Consider the following 18,980-nt stretch of genomic DNA (forward strand, 5'->3'; position numbering starts at 1 on the left):
TGTTACTGCATGGAATCCTTCGTTCAGCGCTTCAAATCATGTGTTCGATCGATAAACGGCCACACCCTGTGGTTCGATCACGCGTGAGCCGATCACGAAAGCAGCGTCGGCGACATTGGCAAGCGTGTGGGTCTGATCGCCGTAGTTCAACACGTAGGTCAGCGCGCCACGTCGGCTGATGCGCACGCTGTCACCGAGCGACATCGTGTCGACGCCCGCTTCCCCGGCGATCTGTGCAAACAGGCGGACCGTAAGTGCGTCGTCGAACAGGCCCGCGAAGTAATGAAACGCGCCGCTTGTTACATAGGCGGGATGGCCGTCGGCGAAATGGGCACGCACGTCGAGCAAGTCCGGTGCAGGGCTGCCGACATCGATGAAATCGCGCCAGTGGCGCGCTACGCCATCTTCCGCGGCCGCGTCCTTGCTGTCCGCAAGGCGCACCGCTTCGGTCACATTCGGCCGCATCGATTCGACACGCCACACGCGCAGCGGCATCACCGCGGCAAGAGCACCCGGCGGCAGGTTCGCCGGAATCTGCAAATCCTGAGTCTTCGAACCGGTGCGCGGACCGAGCACGACTTGCGCGCCCGAGCTTGCAAGCCGCGCGGCGAAATCGGCGGGCACAACCGGCAGCGGCGGCACGACGATCAGACGATAGCCATCGAGCGGCGCATCGACCGGCACGATATCGACGTCGAGCCCGAGCGCACGCAGCGCCGAGTAATACTCGAACGCGAAACGCGGATAGTGAAAGTCCGCACCTTGAGGATGAATCTCGAAGAGCCACTTCGCTTCATAGTCGTAGACGAGTGCGACCTTTGAGCGAATCGAAGCATTGGCGTCGGCGTTCGCGGCAAGCACCGTGCGAATCTCGGCGGCGACCTGCGCAGCTTCATTGCCGCCCACGTCGAGCCGGTTGTCGGGCGTATTCAAGCCGGCGTGCATCTGTTCCTGCGCAAACGGCGCCTGGCGCCAGCGGAAATACGACACACAGCCCGCGCCGTGCGCGAACGCCTCCCAACTCCACAGCCGCACCATGCCAGGCAGCGGCGCCGGATTCCACTGCGCCCAGTTCACCGGCCCCGGCTGCTGCTCCATCACCCAGAACGGCAGCTTCGACATGCCGCGGTACACGTCATGATTGAACGACGCGAAGTCGGGATGCCCGCTCCGTAGCCAGCGCGCCTTCACGTCCGGCGCAAACCACTGCTCCTCGAGGCCGCCCAGCGGATAGCTGTCCCATGCCGCGACATCGAGATCGGCCGCAACCTTGTAGTGATCGAACTCGGTAAAGAGCTGCATGAAGTTGTGCGCGACCGGCCGCCCCGGCGAATGCGCGCGGATGATCTCCACCTGCATGCGGTTGTAGCGCGCCACTTCATCTGAAGCGAAGCGCCGGTAATCGAGCCGGTGCGACGGGTGCGCTTCGGTGACGGTCGCCACCGGCGCGTCGATCTCGTCGAAACTGCGATATTCCATGCTCCAGAACACCGTACCCCATGCACGGTTCAGTTCTTCTACGGTTTGATAGCGTGCCTTGAGCCACTCGCGAAAGCGCCCCACCGCCGCCTGCGAATAACTGAGTACTGTGTGATGGCAACCGAATTCGTTATCGGTCTGCCAGTACGCGACAGCCGGATGCTTGCCGTAACGCTCGGCGACCGCCGTGCAGATCCGTTGCGACGCGGCGAAATACGAAGGCGACGAGAAATCGTAATGACGGCGTGAGCCGAACGCGCGCGGGCGGCCGTCCGCGCCGATCGGCAGAATGTCCGGATGACGGTCGATCAGCCACTTGGGCGGCGTCGCCGTCGGCGTGCACATGACGACCTGCAGACCAGTCGCGCCGAGTACGTCCACCGCGCGATCCAGCCAGCCCCAGTCGTATTCGCCAGGCGTCGGCTCCATCCGGCTCCATGCGAATTCGGCGATCCGCACCTGTTCGATGCCGAGTGTCTTCATCCGGCGAGCGTCGTCTTCCCACATCGACTCCGGCCAGTGTTCCGGGTAATAACAGACTCCAAGGCGCATCCGAATGTCCTTTATGCGTAGTGTTCGACGGATTCGAGCGAAGCGGCGGCAAAGCCGTCTTCGGTAAACAAATGGCAGGCGCGGCTCGGGACGCGCAAGCTCGCACGGTCACCCGGTGCGAGGCGCGTGTCGCCCGGCGCCTTGGCGATCAGCGCGGCAGCGCCGGGATGATCGAGGTGGACATAGCTGTGCTCGCCGAGCTGTTCGACGAGGGACACCGTGCGAGTCAGAACGGCGTCCTGCGCGTTTTCAGACGCGGCCGCATTGATGAATTCCAGGTGTTCAGGGCGTACACCTAGCGTGACGGCTTGCGACGTCTGGAGCCCATCGCCGCTGACCGGCACGCGCACTTTTTCGTCTGTGTGATCGAGTGTGATAACCACGCCTTGCGGATCGACCGACGCCACCCGCCCCGGCAAAAAGTTCATGCGCGGCGAGCCGATGAAACCGGCGACGAAGCGGCTCCTGGGACGGTGGTACAACTCGAGCGGCGCGCCGATCTGCGCGATGCTGCCGTAGCGCTCGGTGTCCTTGCCGGCGTGCAGCAGCACGATCTTGTCGGCAAGGGTCATGGCTTCGATCTGATCGTGAGTGACATACACGACACTGGCTTTGGCGAACTGCTTATGCAGCCGCGCGATTTCGACGCGGGTCTGGCCGCGCAGCGTCGCGTCGAGATTGGAGAGGGGTTCGTCGAACAGAAACACGCCAGGTTCACGCACGATGGCCCGGCCAATCGCCACACGCTGACGCTGGCCGCCGGACAATGCTTTCGGCAGGCGCTCGAGCAGCGCCTCCAGTTGCAGGATGCGCGCGGCTTCGCGCACCTTGCGGTCGATTTCGTGTTTCGGGGTTTTAGCCAGCTTCAGGCCGAATGCCATGTTCTCGAACACGGTCATATGCGGAAACAGCGCGTAGCTCTGAAACACCATCGCCACGCCGCGCTGCGCCGCCGGGACGTCGTTGACGAGGCGGCCGGCGATCGACAGGTCGCCGTCGGTCACGTCTTCGAGGCCCGCAATCATGCGCAGCAAGGTGGACTTGCCGCAGCCGGACGGGCCGAGAAACACGCAAAACTCGTTTTCCCCGATCTCCAGATCGACGTCGCGGATCACCAGCGCGCCGTCGCCATACGCCTTCTGCACGCCTTTCAACGAAATGCTCGCCATCGCATCGACTCCGTGATTTAATCGGCTCGATGTCGGAGATTAAGCGCTTAATCAGTAAAGCCTAAAAAATCGATCGCATGCGATCGTGGGGCCTTACCTGTCTCCGATATCGTTTTTGTCTGTGCGGCAAATGGTGCCGCGCCTTTGGCTACGATGCAAATATCGAACAGTCATCCCAAATATTGACAGGCCATGTCCACACTTAGCGAAGTCGCGCGTTACGCCGGCGTCACCCCTGCCACGGTATCGAATGTACTGCGCAATCGCGGCCGGGTCGGCGCGGCCACCCGGCAGCGCGTGCTGGACGCCATCCAGGCGCTCGGCTACCGCCCGCATCTGGCCGCCCGCGCGCTCGCCGAGGGTCGCGCGCCGACGCTGGCGTTGATGGTGTCGAGCATTGCCAACCCGTTCTATCCGGAGTTCGCGCTCGCGGTCGAGCACGCGGCGCGCAGCAGCGGCCACTTCGTGATCATCTGCAACACGAATGAAGATCCGCTGATCGGGCGGGCGTATCTCGACCAGATCGCGGGGACGCTCTCCGAGGGCGTGCTGGTGACGAATGCGAACCTCGATTTTGCGGACCTTCATACGACCGAGTCGCGCGGCACGCCCGTGGTGTTGTGCATGTGGGAGCGGCCTAACGAATCGCCGGGGCTGCCGTGCGTCGCGGTCGATTTTCGTCTGGCTGGCGAATTGGCCGGCACGCATCTGCTGGAGCTCGGGCATCGGCGGATCGGCGCGGTTGTCGGCAGCAAGGCCTCGGGCATTCACGCGGCCCGTTACGAAGGATTTGCCGAAGCAGTGCGTGCGGCCGGTGCGCCCGGAAGCCCCGTCAAGCATGCGCCCGATACGATACAAGGCGGCTACACCGCGGCGCGCGCGCTGCTGGAGGTCGATCCAACACTCACCGCGATCTTCGCGACCAACGATCTGCCGGCGCTCGGCGCAATGCACGCGGCCGCCGATCTCGGTCTGAACGTGCCGGGCGATCTATCCGTGGTCGGCATTACCGATATTCAACTGGCGCGCGAGTCACGGCCCGCGTTGACGACGGTCGCCGTGCCGACCGTCGAAGTCGCCGGACTCGCGGTATCGCTGTTGCGCGAACTGATCGAATCCTCGTACGGGCAAGCGGGTCGCGAGGCCGCCGCAAGCGTGCCGATGCGGATTTCCTCCCCGCCGCAACTGGTTGTGCGCGCATCGACCGGAGTGGCGCGTCAGGCGCGTTGAATGATGCGGGCGAGTGCGCTCGTGTGGCCGTAACGGTATCGAGGACGTTACGTAGCGAACCCTGCATACGCCCATCCCCGCCTTCCAGGCTACCGCCCGCAAACGCCCGTATCAAGCGGTTCCGCGACAAAAATATCGCTCCGATCAGTCCATCCATGCAGTTGGCACGGTCCCTGCAATAAAGCAGGAAAAGGCCGAGCGCCGGCACGACTCACATGCCGCTTGCGCTCCCCCAAACCGGCCGGGCCAAGGCCATAACAAGCATGGATACTCAAATGATTGCCGCTCTTCTGGACGCCGATGTCGCCGAACAGTTCACCGACGCAGACTCGACTTTCGCGCAGCGCCACCCCCTGCAAATCGCAGTTTGCCTGCGCAAGCTGATGGCCGGACAGGACTTCGTGACGGTGGAATTCAACGGCCGCCAGATCGTTACGCAAGTGCTCGATGTCGACTCACGCAATGCCCGCTTTATCTTCGACGCCGGCAGTGTCGATGCCGACAATTACGCGCTTCCGGCTGCGCGCCAGTTGATCTTCCGCAGTTTGCCAGGTGGCATTCGCACGGAATTCACGACACTCAACGCAAACCCAATCATGTTCGAAGGACGCCCGGCCTTCGAGGCAGCCTTCCCTTCGCTGCTGTACTACGTTCAACGCCGCGAATTCTTCCGTGTGCAAACGCCCGTGCTGGATCCGTACATCGCCAGCGGACCCTATGTGGACGGCGGTTCGTTCCGGCTGGAACTGCAGGACCTTTCATTGGGCGGCGTGGCGTTGAAAACCGCCGATGAGCATTTCGGCTCGCTTGAAAGCGGCACCGTATTACGCGACGTGACGCTGCAACTCGGCAGCTTCGGCACGCTGCGGCTCGATCTGGAAATCGTCGCGCCGCGGCAATTAACTACGCCGAAGGGCGACCGGCGCTTCGTCATCGGCTGCAAGTTCGTGCAGACACCGGGGCCGGCGGAACGCACCTTGCAACGTGTCGTCACCCAACTCGAAACGAAGCGTCAAACGCTCGTGCCGCGCCGGTAAGCACCCTCGGGAGCGCGCCGCGATTCTCACAGCATTGATCAGGTTTGCGGTCATCGCTGTGAGAATCGTTGTTTTCAGCCACTACTGAAAATCTTCACGACGCCAGCCAATACGTTCGAGAACGACACCTTAAGATTTCAATTCACCTTCAATCGAGCCAGGACTTTCCCCAAGTTTCCCGGTTCGATCTCGCACCGCATTACACTCGCCAAGCCCCGCCCCATAAGCCATTCCGCCCTCCCGGCCGGTTCCGCATGTCAACGTGCACCTCAATCGTTTTCTTGACGAGCGTCCGCACGCCTGCTGTACTAAATCAATCCAAGTGATTTAGGCGGTCCGCTTCGGATTGCCCTGGAATGGCATCGGGTTCCAAACCCGGTCCCCAATCAGGTTGCAAACAGGTTGCAAGCGCGCAGCGTTGGCGTGTGCAACCGCCCGCAGTCCACAACGTCGTTGCCAATAACCGGAGGAGCGTCCCATGAATCTGAATTCCCGCAGGCACCCTGTCACCAGGAAAATCGTGTCCATGTGCGTAGCGGCATCGGCCGTGTGGTGTGCGAGCGCGAGCCAGGCGGCCGACCAGCCTGTCGTCGGCCTCATCACCAAGACCGACACGAACCCGTTCTTCGTGAAGATGAAACAGGGCGCCGAAGCGGCCGCCTCGAAAGACGGCGCCAAGCTGCTCACCGCCGCCGGCAAGTTCGACGGCGACAACGCGAGCCAGGTCACCGCCATCGAAAACATGATGACGGCCGGTGCCAAAGCCATTCTGATCACGCCGAGCGACACCAAGGCGATCGTGCCGAGCATCAAGAAAGCGCGCGCGGCCGGTGTAATGGTGATCGCGCTCGACACGCCGACCGACCCGCAAGACGCCACTGACGCCCTCTTCGCCACCGACAACTTCAAAGCCGGCGTGCTGATCGGCAAGTACGCGAAAGCCGCCATGAACGGCAAGCCCGCGAAGATCGCCACGCTCGACCTTGCACCCGGCGTATCGGTCGGCGTGCTGCGTCATAACGGCTTCCTGGAAGGCTTCGGCGTGAAGGAAGGCGATCCGTCGATCGTCTGCAGCCAGGACACTCGTGGCGACCAGGCGAAGGGCCAGACGGCGATGGAAAACTGCCTGCAGAAATCACCGGATATCAATGTGGTCTACACGATCAACGAACCGGCCGCAGCGGGTGCGTATCGCGCGCTCAAAGCTGCGGGCAAGGATAAGAGCGTGATGATCGTTTCCATCGACGGCGGCTGCGAAGGCGTACGCAATGTGAAGGCCGGCGCGATTGCCGCGACCTCGCAGCAGTATCCATTGAAGATGGCCGCGCTCGGCGTGACGGCGGGCGTCGAGTACGCGAAGACCGGCAAGAAGGTCTCCGGCTATCAGGACACGGGCGTGACGCTGATCACCGACAAGCCGATGTCCGGCGTCGACAGCAAGGATACGAAGTTCGGCCTCGACAACTGCTGGGGCAACAAGTAACGCGCATCGAACCGCGGCCCACTTTGCTGGGCCGCCGATGGACCGCCAGTTACCGGATGGCCGGCCCCCGGATGGCCGGCCCCCAGATGGCTGGCCCCCGTGCTTACCCCATGGCCTGCACGCCACGTTCATGTATCCAGGACACCTATCATGTCGACTCCTTCCGCGCCCGCCAGCCACTCGCGCCCCTTCAGCGAACGCTTACCGTCGCTCGCTGAAATCGGACCGCTGATCGCCCTGCTTCTGGCCTGCGGCTTCTTCATTTCGCAGAGCAACCGGTTCCTGTCGTTCCAGAACCTCTCGCTGATCCTGCAACAGACGATGGTGGTCGCCGTCATCGCCATCGGCCAGACGCTGATCGTGCTGACAGGCGGGATCGATCTGTCGTGCGGGATGGTGATGGCGTTCGGCTCGATCATCATGACCAAATTCGCGGTCACACTGGGCGTACCGCCCGTTCTCGCGATTCTGTGCGGCATCGCCGCAAGCGCGCTGTTCGGTGCGCTCAACGGCGTGCTGATCACGCGGATCAAGTTGCCGGCTTTTATCGTCACGCTGGGTACGCTGAACATTGCGTTCGCGCTCACGCAGATCTATTCGAACGCGGAGAGTGTCTCGAACCTGCCGGACGCGATCATGTTCCTCGGCAACACGTTCAAACTCGGCCCCGCCGACGTCACCTACGGCACCGTGCTCACGCTGCTGATGTACGTGGTGACATGGTTCGTTCTGCGCGACACCGTGCCCGGCCGGCATCTGTATGCACTCGGCAATAACCCCGAGGCGGCTCGCCTGATGGGTCTCTCGTCGCAAAAGATCCTGCTTACCGTGTATTCGCTGGCCGGTGCGATCTACGGCATCGCCGCGCTGTTGTCGGTGTCGCGTACCGGCGTCGGCGATCCGCAGGCGGGACAAACCGAGAACCTCGACAGCATTACCGCCGTGGTACTCGGCGGCACCAGTCTGTTCGGCGGACGCGGCTCGATTACCGGCACGCTGCTTGGCGCGCTGATTGTCGGCGTGTTTCGCAATGGTTTGACGCTGATCGGCGTCTCTTCGGTCTACCAGGTGTTGATCACCGGCATGCTCGTGATTCTCGCGGTCGCCGCGGACAAACTTTCCCATCGTCGCGGCTGAGCAATTAACAGGAACCCGTCATGTCGACACCTACTTCCGCTTCAGCCGTGATGCCCGTTCTGCAGGCGCGCGGACTCGTCAAACGCTACGGCAACGTCACCGCGCTCGACGGCTGCGATTTCGAAGTGCTGCCCGGCGAGATTCTCGCCGTAATCGGCGATAACGGCGCGGGCAAGTCGTCGTTGATCAAGGCGCTTTCGGGCGCCACCGTACCCGATGAAGGCGAAATCCTCCTCGACGGCAGGCCGGTCAAATTCCGCAGTCCTTTGGATGCTCGCGCGCAAGGCATCGAAACCGTGTATCAGGAACTCGCCGTAGCACCCGCCATGAGCATCGCCGAAAACCTGTTTCTCGCCCGTGAGCTCGTCAAGCCGGGTTGGCGTGGTTCGATCTTCAAGATGATCGACAAGCGCCGCATGCTCGAAGAAGCGACCGCGCATATGAAGGATTTGCAGATCGGCATCCGCTCGATGCGTCAGGCGGTCGAAACGCTCTCAGGCGGCCAGCGTCAAGGTGTGGCTGTCGCACGCAGCGCGGCGTTCGCCCGGCATGTGGTGATTCTCGACGAACCCACCGCCGCACTCGGCGTGAAAGAAGGCAACATGGTTCTCGAACTGATCCGCCGCGTGCGTGAGCGCGGCCTGCCGGTGATCCTGATCAGCCATAACATGCCGCACGTGTTCGAAGTCGCCGATCGCATTCATATCCAGCGGCTCGGCCGGCGTGCCGCGGTGGTGAACACCAAAGACATCCACATGTCGGAGGCCGTGGCGATCATGACGGGCGCGAAGGAAGCGGACGTCAAGGCGATTGCATGATGCATGCATCCCGCTGAGGGGCACGCGACGATGGATACCACCGGCACCCGCTCTCCCGTCAAACGCACGGTCGGCTCGAATCAGGTCGGCATGCGGCAGTTCAACGAACGAATCGTCCTGCAGACGATCCGTTTGCACGGGCCGCTGCCGAAAGCCGACGTAGGCCGTCTCACCCGTCTGTCGATGCAGACCGTGTCGATGATCGTCGACCGTCTGATCGACGACGGCCTGCTCGAGAAGCAGGCGCGCGTGCGTGGTCGTATTGGTCAACCCTCGGTGCCGATCGCGTTACGTGCGGATGGCGCATACACCATCGGCATCAAGGTCGGTCGCCGCAGCCTTGACGTGCTGGCGATGGATTTCGCGGGCCACGTGGTGTGCCGCGACGTATTCGAGTATGCCTATCCCGATCCGCGCACGCTGTTCCCCGCGCTCGAAAGCAGACTGGCGCGCGTGAATCAGACGCTCGGCGCGAAAGCTGACAAAGTGGTGGGGGTAGGCGTCGCAGCGCCGTTGTGGCTCGGCGGCTGGCGTGACTTTCTCGGCGCACCGCCGGAAGCGCTGGAAGCGTGGCACGAGATCGACTTGCGTAGTCGCATCGCAACGATGACGGGCTTGCCCGTCGAGTTCGCTAAAGACACCACGGCTGCTTGCGCGGCCGAACTCGTGATGGGCCAAGGCCGCGGGATTCACAATTTTCTGTATCTGTTTGTCGGCACGTTTATCGGCGGCGGCCTCGTGATCGATGGCCGTTTGCATGGCGGGCCGCATGGCAACGCGGGCGCGGTCGGCTCAATTCCTTTGAGAGACGGCAACGCGAGCAAGCCGGCGCGGCAACTGCTGCACGCCGCATCAGGCTTTGTTCTGGAACAGTTGTTGAGCGATGCCGGCGCGCCGGCTGCCGCCGCGCATGACCATCGTGCGTTGTCGCCTGAACTGTGGCGGCAGACCGAACAGTGGCTCGACACCGCTTGCCCCGCGATCGCCAATGCGTCGACCAATGCGGCGGCCTTGCTCGACCTGGAAGCGGTGGTGATCGACGGCGAGTTCGACCGGCAACTGGTCCGCGAAATCATCCGCCGAACCGAGCGCGTGCTCGATCGCTTCGAATGGGAAGGCATGGTGCGCCCGCAACTACTGGAAGGCACCATCGGCGCCGATGCGCGGGCAATGGGCGGCGCGATTCTGCCGTTGTACGCGCATTTCGCGCCCGTGCACGAGCTATTTCTTAAGCCGGCGACGGACGCGGGATATTAGAAGTCGAGACGCTGTTTTGCTGTTTCGCGCGGGTCCGTAGCGAATGCACCTTCGCCCATCAGGTCTCGCACGGCCTTCATGCGGTCATTGCCCATGGCTAACCCGCCGCTTATTGTGCTGCTACCTTCGCGACAGAAGCAGTTTTGGCCGGCGGATTCTCCAGCAACGGCTGCAACACCGGCGCGAGCGACTTCAGCAATTGCACCGACAGCGCGCTGGTGAAATCGTAGCGGGCCGCATACGGTTCATGCACGTAGGCGGTCAGCGTACCGTAGAAGCGATCTCCCATCACGAACACGAACGTTGCGCTGCGATTCACCTTGCGCGATTCGATCAGGCGCGCGCCTTTGGCCCACACATTGAAGCGCTGGTCGCCGGTGCCGGTCTTGCCGTAAATCTCGAGTGTCTGACCGTTAGGGAACGTCATGCCCTGCGCGAGACGCTTAGCCGTACCGCCTAATACAACATCACGCAACAGCACTCTGACAACACCAGCGATCTCCGGCGACATCTGCTGCTGCGGTGCGACCGCCGCGCGCTGGAAATGCGTTTCGTATGGCGTGTCTTGAGCGAAGTCGAGTTGCGTGAGGCTTTCGGTCGGTACCTTGTTGCCGCCGTTGGCAATCACGCCGATCAGCTGCGCAAGCGCAGCCGGCCGGTCGCCGGACGCCCCAATCGCCGCCGCATACGAGGGCGTGAGCGTCGCGAACGGATAGCCGAGCGCCTGCCAGGATTTGCCGATCGCATCGTACGCGCGCAGTTCGACCATCCGCTTGATGCGGCGATCCTGGGTGGCGTGATAGCGGGTCTTGAAGAGCCACGAATACGTCGACAGACGCACGTCGCGGCTCGCGTTCTGCACCTGATCGAGCGTCGCATCGGGATGGGCGCGCAGATAGTTAAGCGTCCATAGTTCCAGCGGATGCACGCTCGAAATATAGCCGCGATCGTTCAGATTGAAGCGATCGATCGCATATTTGTCGTACAGGTTCGCCAGATCTTCATCGTCCAGCACGGAGGCAGCCGGCGTGTTCTTCAACGCGGCACGCATCTTCGCGTTGAACCACGCATTCGATTCATCCGGTGCGACGCTGCGCAACACCGTCGCCACTTTAGGCGGCGATTTGCGCACACCGAGCAGTAGCAAGGCCAATGCCTGATCGGGCGTTTTGCCGTGGTACTTCGTGTAGAAACGATTCATGTACACGCGGCTTTCCTGATCGGCGAAACGCGTGAGATACATCTTACGGATCGCCGGGTCACCCAACCATTGCGACGAAGGTCCAGTGGTCTGCACCATCTCATAGTGGACGATATCGCGCATCAGACGCACGAACACCAGATTCACCGAATGCTGGAAGGCACGATGCACGGTGAGAATGCGGCTGTTGTCGTCGGAATCGAAGTTGTTGAAGGTCTGCGCCCCACCGCCCGTGTAAAACGTTTCGCCCGGACTCGCCGAGTATTTGCGTTCCACAGCCGCATCGAGCATGGCTTGTAGCGAGCGATCCGAGGTATGCGCCAGATAATCGAGCGCCCAGCGCGTGAGCTGATCGTTCGGATCGGGTTTCAAGGCCTTCAGTTCCGCTGTGCTCAGCGGGGCATAACGTGCATGCAGATCGGAGACGATCTGCAAATAGGTCACCACGGTGCGCATTTTCGCGGTCGAACCGAGATTCAGCCGTGCGCCGGAGTTGATGTCAAATGGCTGGTTGACGCTGTCGGTTTGCACCCGCACGAGGTTTGCGCCATCACGCCGTTCGAACAGCGTGAAGCTATAAGCGATTCTCGACGGATCGTCGGAGGCGCGCAGCATTTCGAAACCGACGAGCCCCGCGGCTTTCGCGCCGTCGCGCGTCGCGGCGGCGGCGAGGCGTTCACTCACGGCCTGCTGCACGGCGTTGTTGAGTGTGCCCTTTGCCTGCAAGTCGAGCCGGTCGAGTTCATAGAAACTCGGAATGCCGAGCGCCGCCAGCAGATGCGAGCGCATCGACGTCACAGCCTTGCGTGACACGAACGAGTCTGCGTTCTGCGTAGTGTTCGGCGCGTGGCGCAGATCGACTTGCGCGGACAGCGCTGCATCACGCAGTGCAATCGTGATGACACCGCCGTTCGCCAGCAGCCGTAAATAGCTATCCGTCAGACGTTCGAGTTCGGCATAGCCGTGATGCAGGAAATACGACGGCGCACGTTGCGCGATCATCAGCGAGAGCACCTGGCGAAACGCCACGCCCTGCTCCGCGAGATTGTCCTGAGTCGACGGCGCTTTGAGAATGCGGTTGACGTCGTTGAAATCGCGGCCGTACCAGGCGGCCAGACCGTCGCCCATCCCGTTGATTTCGCCGATACCCGGTTGCGCGGCAAGCGGCACCGAGTTGAGATAGTGGACGACGATCTGCTGGCGCGCCGGCATGGTCTGCGGGCCGTTCAGATAAGCGCGTACCGAAGCCGATGCGATTTGCCGCAATTTCTCCGGTGGCGTCGCAGTGCGTCCACCCGCCGAGTGGCGGAACTTCTCGATCTGGGTGGCGAGCGTGCTGCCGCCCGGCGTCGACTGATGCCGGTTGAATACACGCGCGCCCTGATCGACTAGTGCGCGGCTAAAGCGCCCCCAGTCGACCGCCGGATTGCGGTTCGGCTGATCCGGATCGAGCAGATAGCGGTCTTCGATAAACAGCAGCGAATTGACGACAAGCGGCGGGATCGAATCGAAACTGTTATAGATGCGCCCCGGAAACTGGGCGCCAAAGAGCGGCGCGCCGGTGCCATCGAAGAGTTGCAGCCCCGCCTGATCTTTTTCGGCGTAAGGAATGAATAGACCATCATCCGCCAGCGATAGCATGCGCTCGGAATCACGTGACTGCGCGCTGATTTCAAACCCGCGTTGAAGCAACCGCTGCTGGAACGAAGGCAGCAACGCGTAGCCGAGGCGGCTGTCGTAGGGGCCTTTGTCTGTCTGAGGGAATCGGATGGAATGACTTGGACCATCCGCGACGGAGAAACCCACGTCGCGCGTGAGTTCGGAGAGATAGCGCGCCTGCAATCGCGAGGTTTCTATCTCGATCTGAACAAAACGGGCCGCCAAGGCCAGCGCAAGCAGAAAAGCCGCTGCCAGCCCCCATTTGAGCCACTTCCTGACGGGCGCCGTGCCTGTCGTGCGAAGCGGTAACCGAATCAGTGGCCGATTCATGGCTGCTCTCCCCGAGCGTGCGCCATGCTCTTGATTCCGGCGCACCTTCAATCAAGTGTAGCGCGGAACGCGAGTGTGCAATCGGTTCGGATTTACCCGACAGTGTCGTCGCCGCAACACCGCAATCGCAGGGCATGGCGGAGCGCCGATTGGCGTGAGATATTGGACGTCTTGAGCGAGTCGAAGAAGCGCCGTTTCAGGCGGTTTTTCGCGTTTTTTGCGGTTTTTCCTTTTTCACCACCGGATTGCTCAACGGCGCCACCGCCTACCCCACCGCCCGCCCATGCAATAACTCGATAAATTGCTCAGCCGGCGGCGACAGCACGCCGCCTTTGCGCGTCACAACACCGAAAGTCTGCGAGGGTGACTTCAGTTTGACCGGCACGAAGCGCAACATTTTCTGCCGTACGAACAACTCCGCGATCGCGGTCGGCAAGAGCGAAACCAGATCGCGGCTGCTTTGCAGAAGCGCCACCGTCACGAAGGTGGAAGCGGTCGAGATCGGATTGTCCGGCATCTCGAGACCCGCCAGATCCATCTCCCGTTCAAGCAACGCGTGCAACGGCATATGCGACGGATACATCACCCAACGATGGCCGGCCAGGTCGCGCAGTTTCACTTCCTTCCTGGGCAACGGCGGATGGCCATAACCCACCACCACGGATAAGGGCTCGTCCCCAAGCGGACGATAGTGATATTTCGACGGATCGGCGGCAACCGCCGCACGCCCGATCACCAGATCGAGCCGGCCCTGATCGAGTTGCAGCAGCATGCGCGCGCTCGTGTCTTCCACCACTTCAATCGACAAACCCGGCTGCCCGGCATGCAGATCGTTCAGCGCCGGCACGACGCATTCTGGAATCGCGCCCATGATCGCGCCGACCGCGAGACGCCCGCCGCGCCCCGAACGTATCTCGGCGACGTCCTGGCACAACGCGGTCAGGTCCGTCGCCACGAGCCGCGCGTAGCGGATCACGCAGTGGCCAAGCTGGTTCGGAATCATGCCGCTCTTCGAGCGTTCGAAGAGCGGTGCCTCGAACATCGACTCCAGCTCCTGTAGCGCCTTGCTGGCGGCCGATTGCGTCATCGACATCGCGCCGGCGGCCTTGTGCAGCGACGTGTGGTCGTCGAGTGCGATCAGCAATTGCAACTGCTTCATGCGCAGTCTCGACAGCAGAACGTTCAGGGTGTCTTTCATGGATTGCAGGGCTGCTGCTGGGTGAGTCGCAAAAGCGATCACAAGATGGAAACAATTCAATATACCCGCCACGCACGCCGCCGTATAGTCAACGGCGGAGACATTCAAAAACCCACGTCTGACCACCTCGGTACAACGCACATCATCATGACCCAGACACCTAACCCTGCTGCATTGCGCGGCGTGTTCCCCGTCGCGCCGACCATCTTCGACGAGACCGGCCGTCTCGACCTGGAAGGCCAGAAACGCTGCATCGATTTCATGATCGACGCGGGTTCGAACGGTCTGTGCATTCTGGCGAACTTCTCGGAGCAATTCGCGCTGTCCGACGACGAGCGCAACACGCTGATGCACCTGGTACTCGAACACGTCGCCGGCCGCGTGCCGGTGATCGTCACGACCACGCATTTCAGCTCGCACCTGTGCGCTGAACGCAGCCGCAGCGCGCAAGCGGCGGGCGCCGCGATGGTGATGATCATGCCGCCGTATCACGGCGCGACGATCCGCATCGGCGAGCGCGGCATCTATGAGTTCTATCGCACGGTGTCCGATGCAATCGGGATTCCGATCATGATCCAGGACGCGCCGGTCAGCGGCACGGCGCTGTCGGCGCCGTTTCTCGCGCGTATGGCGCGTGAACTGCAGAACGTTTCGTACTTCAAGATCGAAGTGCCGCAAGCGGCGAACAAGCTGCGCGAACTGATCGAGCTGGGCGGCGACGCCGTGGAGGGTCCGTGGGATGGCGAAGAAGCGATCACGCTGATGGCCGATCTCGATGCGGGCGCAACCGGTTCGATGACCGGCGGCGGTTACGCGGACGGTATCCGGTTGATCGTCGACACCTATGCGGCGGGCGACACGGAAGCGGCCGCCGCGCATTATCAGCAGTGGCTACCGCTCATCAACTATGAAAACCGCCAGGGCGGCCTCGCGTCGTGCAAGGCTTTGATGAAAGAAGGCGGCGTGATTCGATCGGACGCGGTGCGCCATCCGCTGCCATCAATGCATCCGGCCACGCGTGCAGGCTTGCTGGAAGTCGCGCGGCGGCTCGATCCACTGGTGTTGCGCTGGGGCGGCTAAAGTCAACCCAAAGCGGCCGGGAGCAACCGGCAACGCTCGAAAGAAAAGGCAAACAGGCCCAAACAGGCAGGCGAACCCATTCCGATCCGGGCCGCTGTCGAGCAATCGACAACGGCCCGAACCTCATCTGGAATGAGCCCGCCGCCCTTCACCGTCGAACACGCCCGCGCCGCACTATCCATCCCGCGTCGCGTGGCTCCGTTGCCCGCCACTCATCAGGCTTGTGCAACGGCCCTACGCCTCCCTGCACACGCACCCCGTGTTCAAATCCCCCGTTCATGCGTCTTTAATGCCGCGCCCGTCGCGGCTTAACTCTGCTCTGCGAAGACACAACGCCCGGACGCGCCAAGGCCCCGCACCATATACGCAGCAACAAGCTCGATGGATGCAGCCCACGCGAGAAAAATCACATATAAGACCGGGAAGAAACTGAGTAACATAGGCCCGCAAGCCCACCACATCACTTTCCATGACCGCCAATCCTCGAGAACTGACGCCGGAAACCCTCGCCGGGTTGCTCGAGCGCATTGCCAAAGAAGACGCCGCGGCCCTGCGCGAGCTATATGATCTCGCGGCCCCGAAACTGTTTGGCCTCGCACTCCGTATATTGAGCAGGCACGAGTGGGCCGAAGAAGTATTGCAGGACAGCTTCGTCAATATCTGGCGCTTTGCCGGCGACTATCGCCGGGCACTGTCCGCCCCCATGACGTGGATGTCGGCGATCGTCCGGAACCGTGCTCTCGATCACCTGCGGCGGGTCAATCCACAGGAAACAGAATGGAGCGATGCGTTGGACGATCTTGTGGCAACCGGCGATCCGGATCCCGAAGCGCTGACCGCGGTCAGCCTGCAGGCACGTTTGCTGGCCGGCTGCATGCAGCAACTGGAACCGGCGCAGCGTCAGGCGGTTGCGCTCGCCTACCTGCGCGATCAAAGCCATAGCGAGATCGCCGAAGTTCTAACGGTGCCGCTCGGCACCATCAAATCCTGGATCCGGCGTGGCCTGGCCAAACTGAAAACCTGCCTGGGAGGCGAGTGATGAATCTCCATCGCTATCCTCAACTGGTCGATATGCTGGCCGCCGAGTATGTGCTCGGCACCTTGCGCGGGGGCGCCCGGCGCCGCTTCGAGCGCTACGCGGACCACGATACGGTCATTCGTCAGGCGGTCGAAGAATGGCAGCGGCGGATCTCGCCGTTGGCCGAACTCGCGGAGCCGCGCATGCCGCCGCCCGCCGTGTGGGATGCCATCGAGCGGCGTCTCGGCCTCACCGCAGCGCGTGAAGCGGCACGACCGCGCACCGTGGTCGAAAAGCCCGCGCGGCCGTCCCGCAGCATCTTCGAAAACCTCGCGTTCTGGCGTGGCTGGGCACTCGGCGTCACGGGACTGGCCGCGGTCGCCGTCGTGGTCGCGGTGCGCTCGCTGTTGCCGTCCGGGGTGACGCCTTCCACGGCGCCGACCGTCGCGCAGCAGCCGGAAACGGCCGTTTCGCATGTGGCCGTGCTGAACAATAAGGAAGCGCATCCGGTGATGCTGGTCGCCTGGGACGAAGCCCACTCCACCATGACGCTGCATCCGCTCGGCAAGGTCGACTTGCCGGCGGGCCGGGCGATGGAGCTGTGGGGTATTCCGGCGAACGGCCATCCGGTCTCGCTCGGCATGTTGCCTGACAGCGCCAGCGGCAAGGTGACGGCCGGCGTGCAGAAGCCGGAGAGCTACGAGGCGCTGGCGGTCTCGATCGAAGCACCGGGCGGCTCGCCCGATCACAACGCGCCTAGCGGTCCGGTGGTGTTCAGCGGCAAGCTGCTGCCGGTGTCCTGAACCAGTTCGGTATCAGCGGGCAAGGCCGGCATGCGCTTTTTGCGGATGCCGGCCTTTGTTTTTCCGCATCCCCGGCGCGGTCATCGCGCGATGGCTGGACGTGGGCGCGACATTCCCGTTACCCTGACTCCATGCAAAACTTTTACGAAGCCACCGTCACGCGCTCTGCCGGGCAACCGTCCGCTTACGCGCCGCCAACCGGCCGGCGGGGCGTCAACGTCTGCATCATTGGCGCAGGCCTCGCGGGTTTGTCCACGGCCTTGGGGCTCGCCGAACGCGGTGTCGCCGACGTAGCCGTGCTCGAGGCCGAGCAGGTCGGCTTCGGCGCCTCAGGCCGCAACGGCGGCTTCGTGTTCGGCGGCTATAGCCTCGATTGCGCGGATCTGCTGAAAACCCTCGGGCCGGCCCGCGCGCGCGAACTCTATACGCTGACAACCGACGCGGTCGATCTGATGCGTAAGCGTATCCAGCGCTACCGCATCGATTGTGACGTGACCGACGCCGGTGTGATCCTCGCCAACTGGTTCGACGAACCGGCAAGGCTCGACTTGCAGCGGCGTCTGATGCGGGATTCATTCGGCGTCGAGTGGGAACCCATGGCAGCCGCGGAACTCGCCTCACAACTGAAGACGAGCCGTTATCACGGCGGCCTGTTCGAGCGCAACGCGTTCCACTTTCATCCGCTGAAATACGTGCTCGGTGTTGCTAGCGCCGCGTCCAGCGCGGGCGTGCAGATTCACGAGAAGTCGCCCGTTGTGCGCCTGGAGCGCGACGGCGCCCGGCGCGATGGCGCCGGTTTCGTGGTGCATACGCCGCATGGCGCGCTCGAAGCACGCCACGTTGTGATGACCAGCGGCGGCTATGCGCGCAACGTCTATGCACGGGTCGAGCGCGCGGTCCTGCCGATCGCCACCTACGTGATGGCCACTGAACCGCTCGGCGCACGCCTGAAAGACGCGATGGACACCCGCGCCGCCGTCTACGACACCCGCTTCGCCTTCGACTATTACCGCCCGCTGCCCGACACACGCATTCTGTGGGGCGGCCGCATCTCGGTTCGCGACCGCGCTCCTGACGTCATCGCGCGGCTGCTACGGCGTGATCTGCTGAAGGTGTATCCGCAGCTACACGAGGTGCGTATCGAACACGCCTGGGGCGGCCTGATGAGCTACGCGCGGCACAAGATGCCGCAAATTGGTTGCAGCGCGGACGGCGTCTGGTACGCAGTCGGCTTCGGCGGCCACGGCATGGCGCCCACCACTGTCTCGGGCGAATTGCTGGCAGCGGCCATCTCCGGCGAACGGCCGGTGCCCGACGCTTTCGCGGCCTTCGGCCTGACGCCCACCTACGGCGCGCTCGGTCTCGCGGCCGCGCAACTCACCTACACCGCCATGCAGACGCGCGACGCACTCGCCGCCCGGCGCCCCTCGCCCTGATCGACACCTTGACTCCCTTCGCCGTGAGGCTATTCAATACGCCGCGCGATACGGCGCTGCTTATGCCCGGGACCCGCTCCAGAGGCCGGTTTT

At 62.9% G+C, this 18,980-nt stretch carries 14 protein-coding genes; 10 read left to right on the plus strand and 4 right to left on the minus strand.

What is annotated here, in order from left to right; all coding sequences use genetic code 11:
- Positions 1 to 36 precede the first annotated feature (36 nt).
- Complete coding sequence (locus ACUN0E_RS16335; RefSeq protein ID WP_445567256.1) at positions 37 to 2,031, minus strand: beta-galactosidase; 1,995 nt, start codon at positions 2,029 to 2,031, stop codon at positions 37 to 39.
- A gap of 11 nt (positions 2,032 to 2,042) precedes the next feature.
- Complete coding sequence (locus ACUN0E_RS16340) at positions 2,043 to 3,200, minus strand: ABC transporter ATP-binding protein (protein ID WP_445567257.1); 1,158 nt, start codon at positions 3,198 to 3,200, stop codon at positions 2,043 to 2,045.
- Between the two features lie 192 nt (positions 3,201 to 3,392).
- On the opposite strand from ACUN0E_RS16340, the gene ACUN0E_RS16345 reads away from it, so the two are divergent.
- The 6 genes from ACUN0E_RS16345 to ACUN0E_RS16370 all read left to right on the plus strand — a co-directional run bounded on the left by ACUN0E_RS16345 (position 3,393) and on the right by ACUN0E_RS16370 (position 10,162).
- On the plus strand, positions 3,393 to 4,430 hold the full coding sequence (locus tag ACUN0E_RS16345; protein WP_445567258.1) for a LacI family DNA-binding transcriptional regulator: 1,038 nt from the start codon (positions 3,393 to 3,395) through the stop codon (positions 4,428 to 4,430).
- Between the two features lie 275 nt (positions 4,431 to 4,705).
- Positions 4,706 to 5,467 (plus strand): flagellar brake protein, encoded by a 762-nt coding sequence (locus ACUN0E_RS16350; RefSeq protein WP_445567259.1) that lies wholly within the window; start codon positions 4,706 to 4,708, stop codon positions 5,465 to 5,467.
- Positions 5,468 to 5,945: 478 nt separating this feature from the next.
- Positions 5,946 to 6,950 carry a sugar ABC transporter substrate-binding protein gene (locus ACUN0E_RS16355; protein ID WP_408229666.1) on the plus strand — a complete coding sequence of 335 codons (1,005 nt, stop codon included), beginning with the start codon at positions 5,946 to 5,948 and terminating at the stop codon, positions 6,948 to 6,950.
- 150 nt (positions 6,951 to 7,100) lie between these two features.
- Positions 7,101 to 8,087, plus strand: coding sequence for an ABC transporter permease (locus ACUN0E_RS16360; RefSeq protein WP_408229663.1), 987 nt, complete (start codon positions 7,101 to 7,103; stop codon positions 8,085 to 8,087).
- Between the two features lie 20 nt (positions 8,088 to 8,107).
- Positions 8,108 to 8,905: an ATP-binding cassette domain-containing protein gene (locus ACUN0E_RS16365; RefSeq protein WP_408508898.1), complete on the plus strand. Its 798-nt coding sequence runs from the start codon at positions 8,108 to 8,110 to the stop codon at positions 8,903 to 8,905.
- A gap of 30 nt (positions 8,906 to 8,935) precedes the next feature.
- Complete coding sequence (locus ACUN0E_RS16370) at positions 8,936 to 10,162, plus strand: ROK family transcriptional regulator (RefSeq protein ID WP_408229660.1); 1,227 nt, start codon at positions 8,936 to 8,938, stop codon at positions 10,160 to 10,162.
- A 109-nt stretch (positions 10,163 to 10,271) separates the two neighbouring features.
- Here the strand turns inward: ACUN0E_RS16370 and ACUN0E_RS16375 are convergent, their stop codons facing one another.
- Entirely contained in the window at positions 10,272 to 13,352 is a 3,081-nt protein-coding gene (locus ACUN0E_RS16375) for a transglycosylase domain-containing protein (protein ID WP_445567260.1), read from the minus strand.
- A 265-nt stretch (positions 13,353 to 13,617) separates the two neighbouring features.
- Positions 13,618 to 14,550, minus strand: coding sequence for a LysR family transcriptional regulator (locus ACUN0E_RS16380; protein ID WP_445567261.1), 933 nt, complete (start codon positions 14,548 to 14,550; stop codon positions 13,618 to 13,620).
- 147 nt (positions 14,551 to 14,697) lie between these two features.
- On the opposite strand from ACUN0E_RS16380, the gene ACUN0E_RS16385 reads away from it, so the two are divergent.
- The 4 genes from ACUN0E_RS16385 to ACUN0E_RS16400 all read left to right on the plus strand — a co-directional run bounded on the left by ACUN0E_RS16385 (position 14,698) and on the right by ACUN0E_RS16400 (position 18,887).
- On the plus strand, positions 14,698 to 15,630 hold the full coding sequence (locus ACUN0E_RS16385; protein WP_445567262.1) for a dihydrodipicolinate synthase family protein: 933 nt from the start codon (positions 14,698 to 14,700) through the stop codon (positions 15,628 to 15,630).
- Between the two features lie 469 nt (positions 15,631 to 16,099).
- Positions 16,100 to 16,669 carry an RNA polymerase sigma factor gene (locus ACUN0E_RS16390; RefSeq protein WP_408215486.1) on the plus strand — a complete coding sequence of 190 codons (570 nt, stop codon included), beginning with the start codon at positions 16,100 to 16,102 and terminating at the stop codon, positions 16,667 to 16,669.
- On the plus strand, positions 16,669 to 17,451 hold the full coding sequence (locus ACUN0E_RS16395; RefSeq protein ID WP_445567263.1) for an anti-sigma factor: 783 nt from the start codon (positions 16,669 to 16,671) through the stop codon (positions 17,449 to 17,451). Before ACUN0E_RS16390 ends, ACUN0E_RS16395 begins: the two co-directional genes overlap by 1 nt.
- A 131-nt stretch (positions 17,452 to 17,582) precedes the next feature.
- On the plus strand, positions 17,583 to 18,887 hold the full coding sequence (locus ACUN0E_RS16400) for an NAD(P)/FAD-dependent oxidoreductase (RefSeq protein WP_445567264.1): 1,305 nt from the start codon (positions 17,583 to 17,585) through the stop codon (positions 18,885 to 18,887).
- Positions 18,888 to 18,980: the final 93 nt, after the last annotated feature.

The sequence above is a fragment of the Paraburkholderia sp. D1E genome (assembly GCF_052682275.1).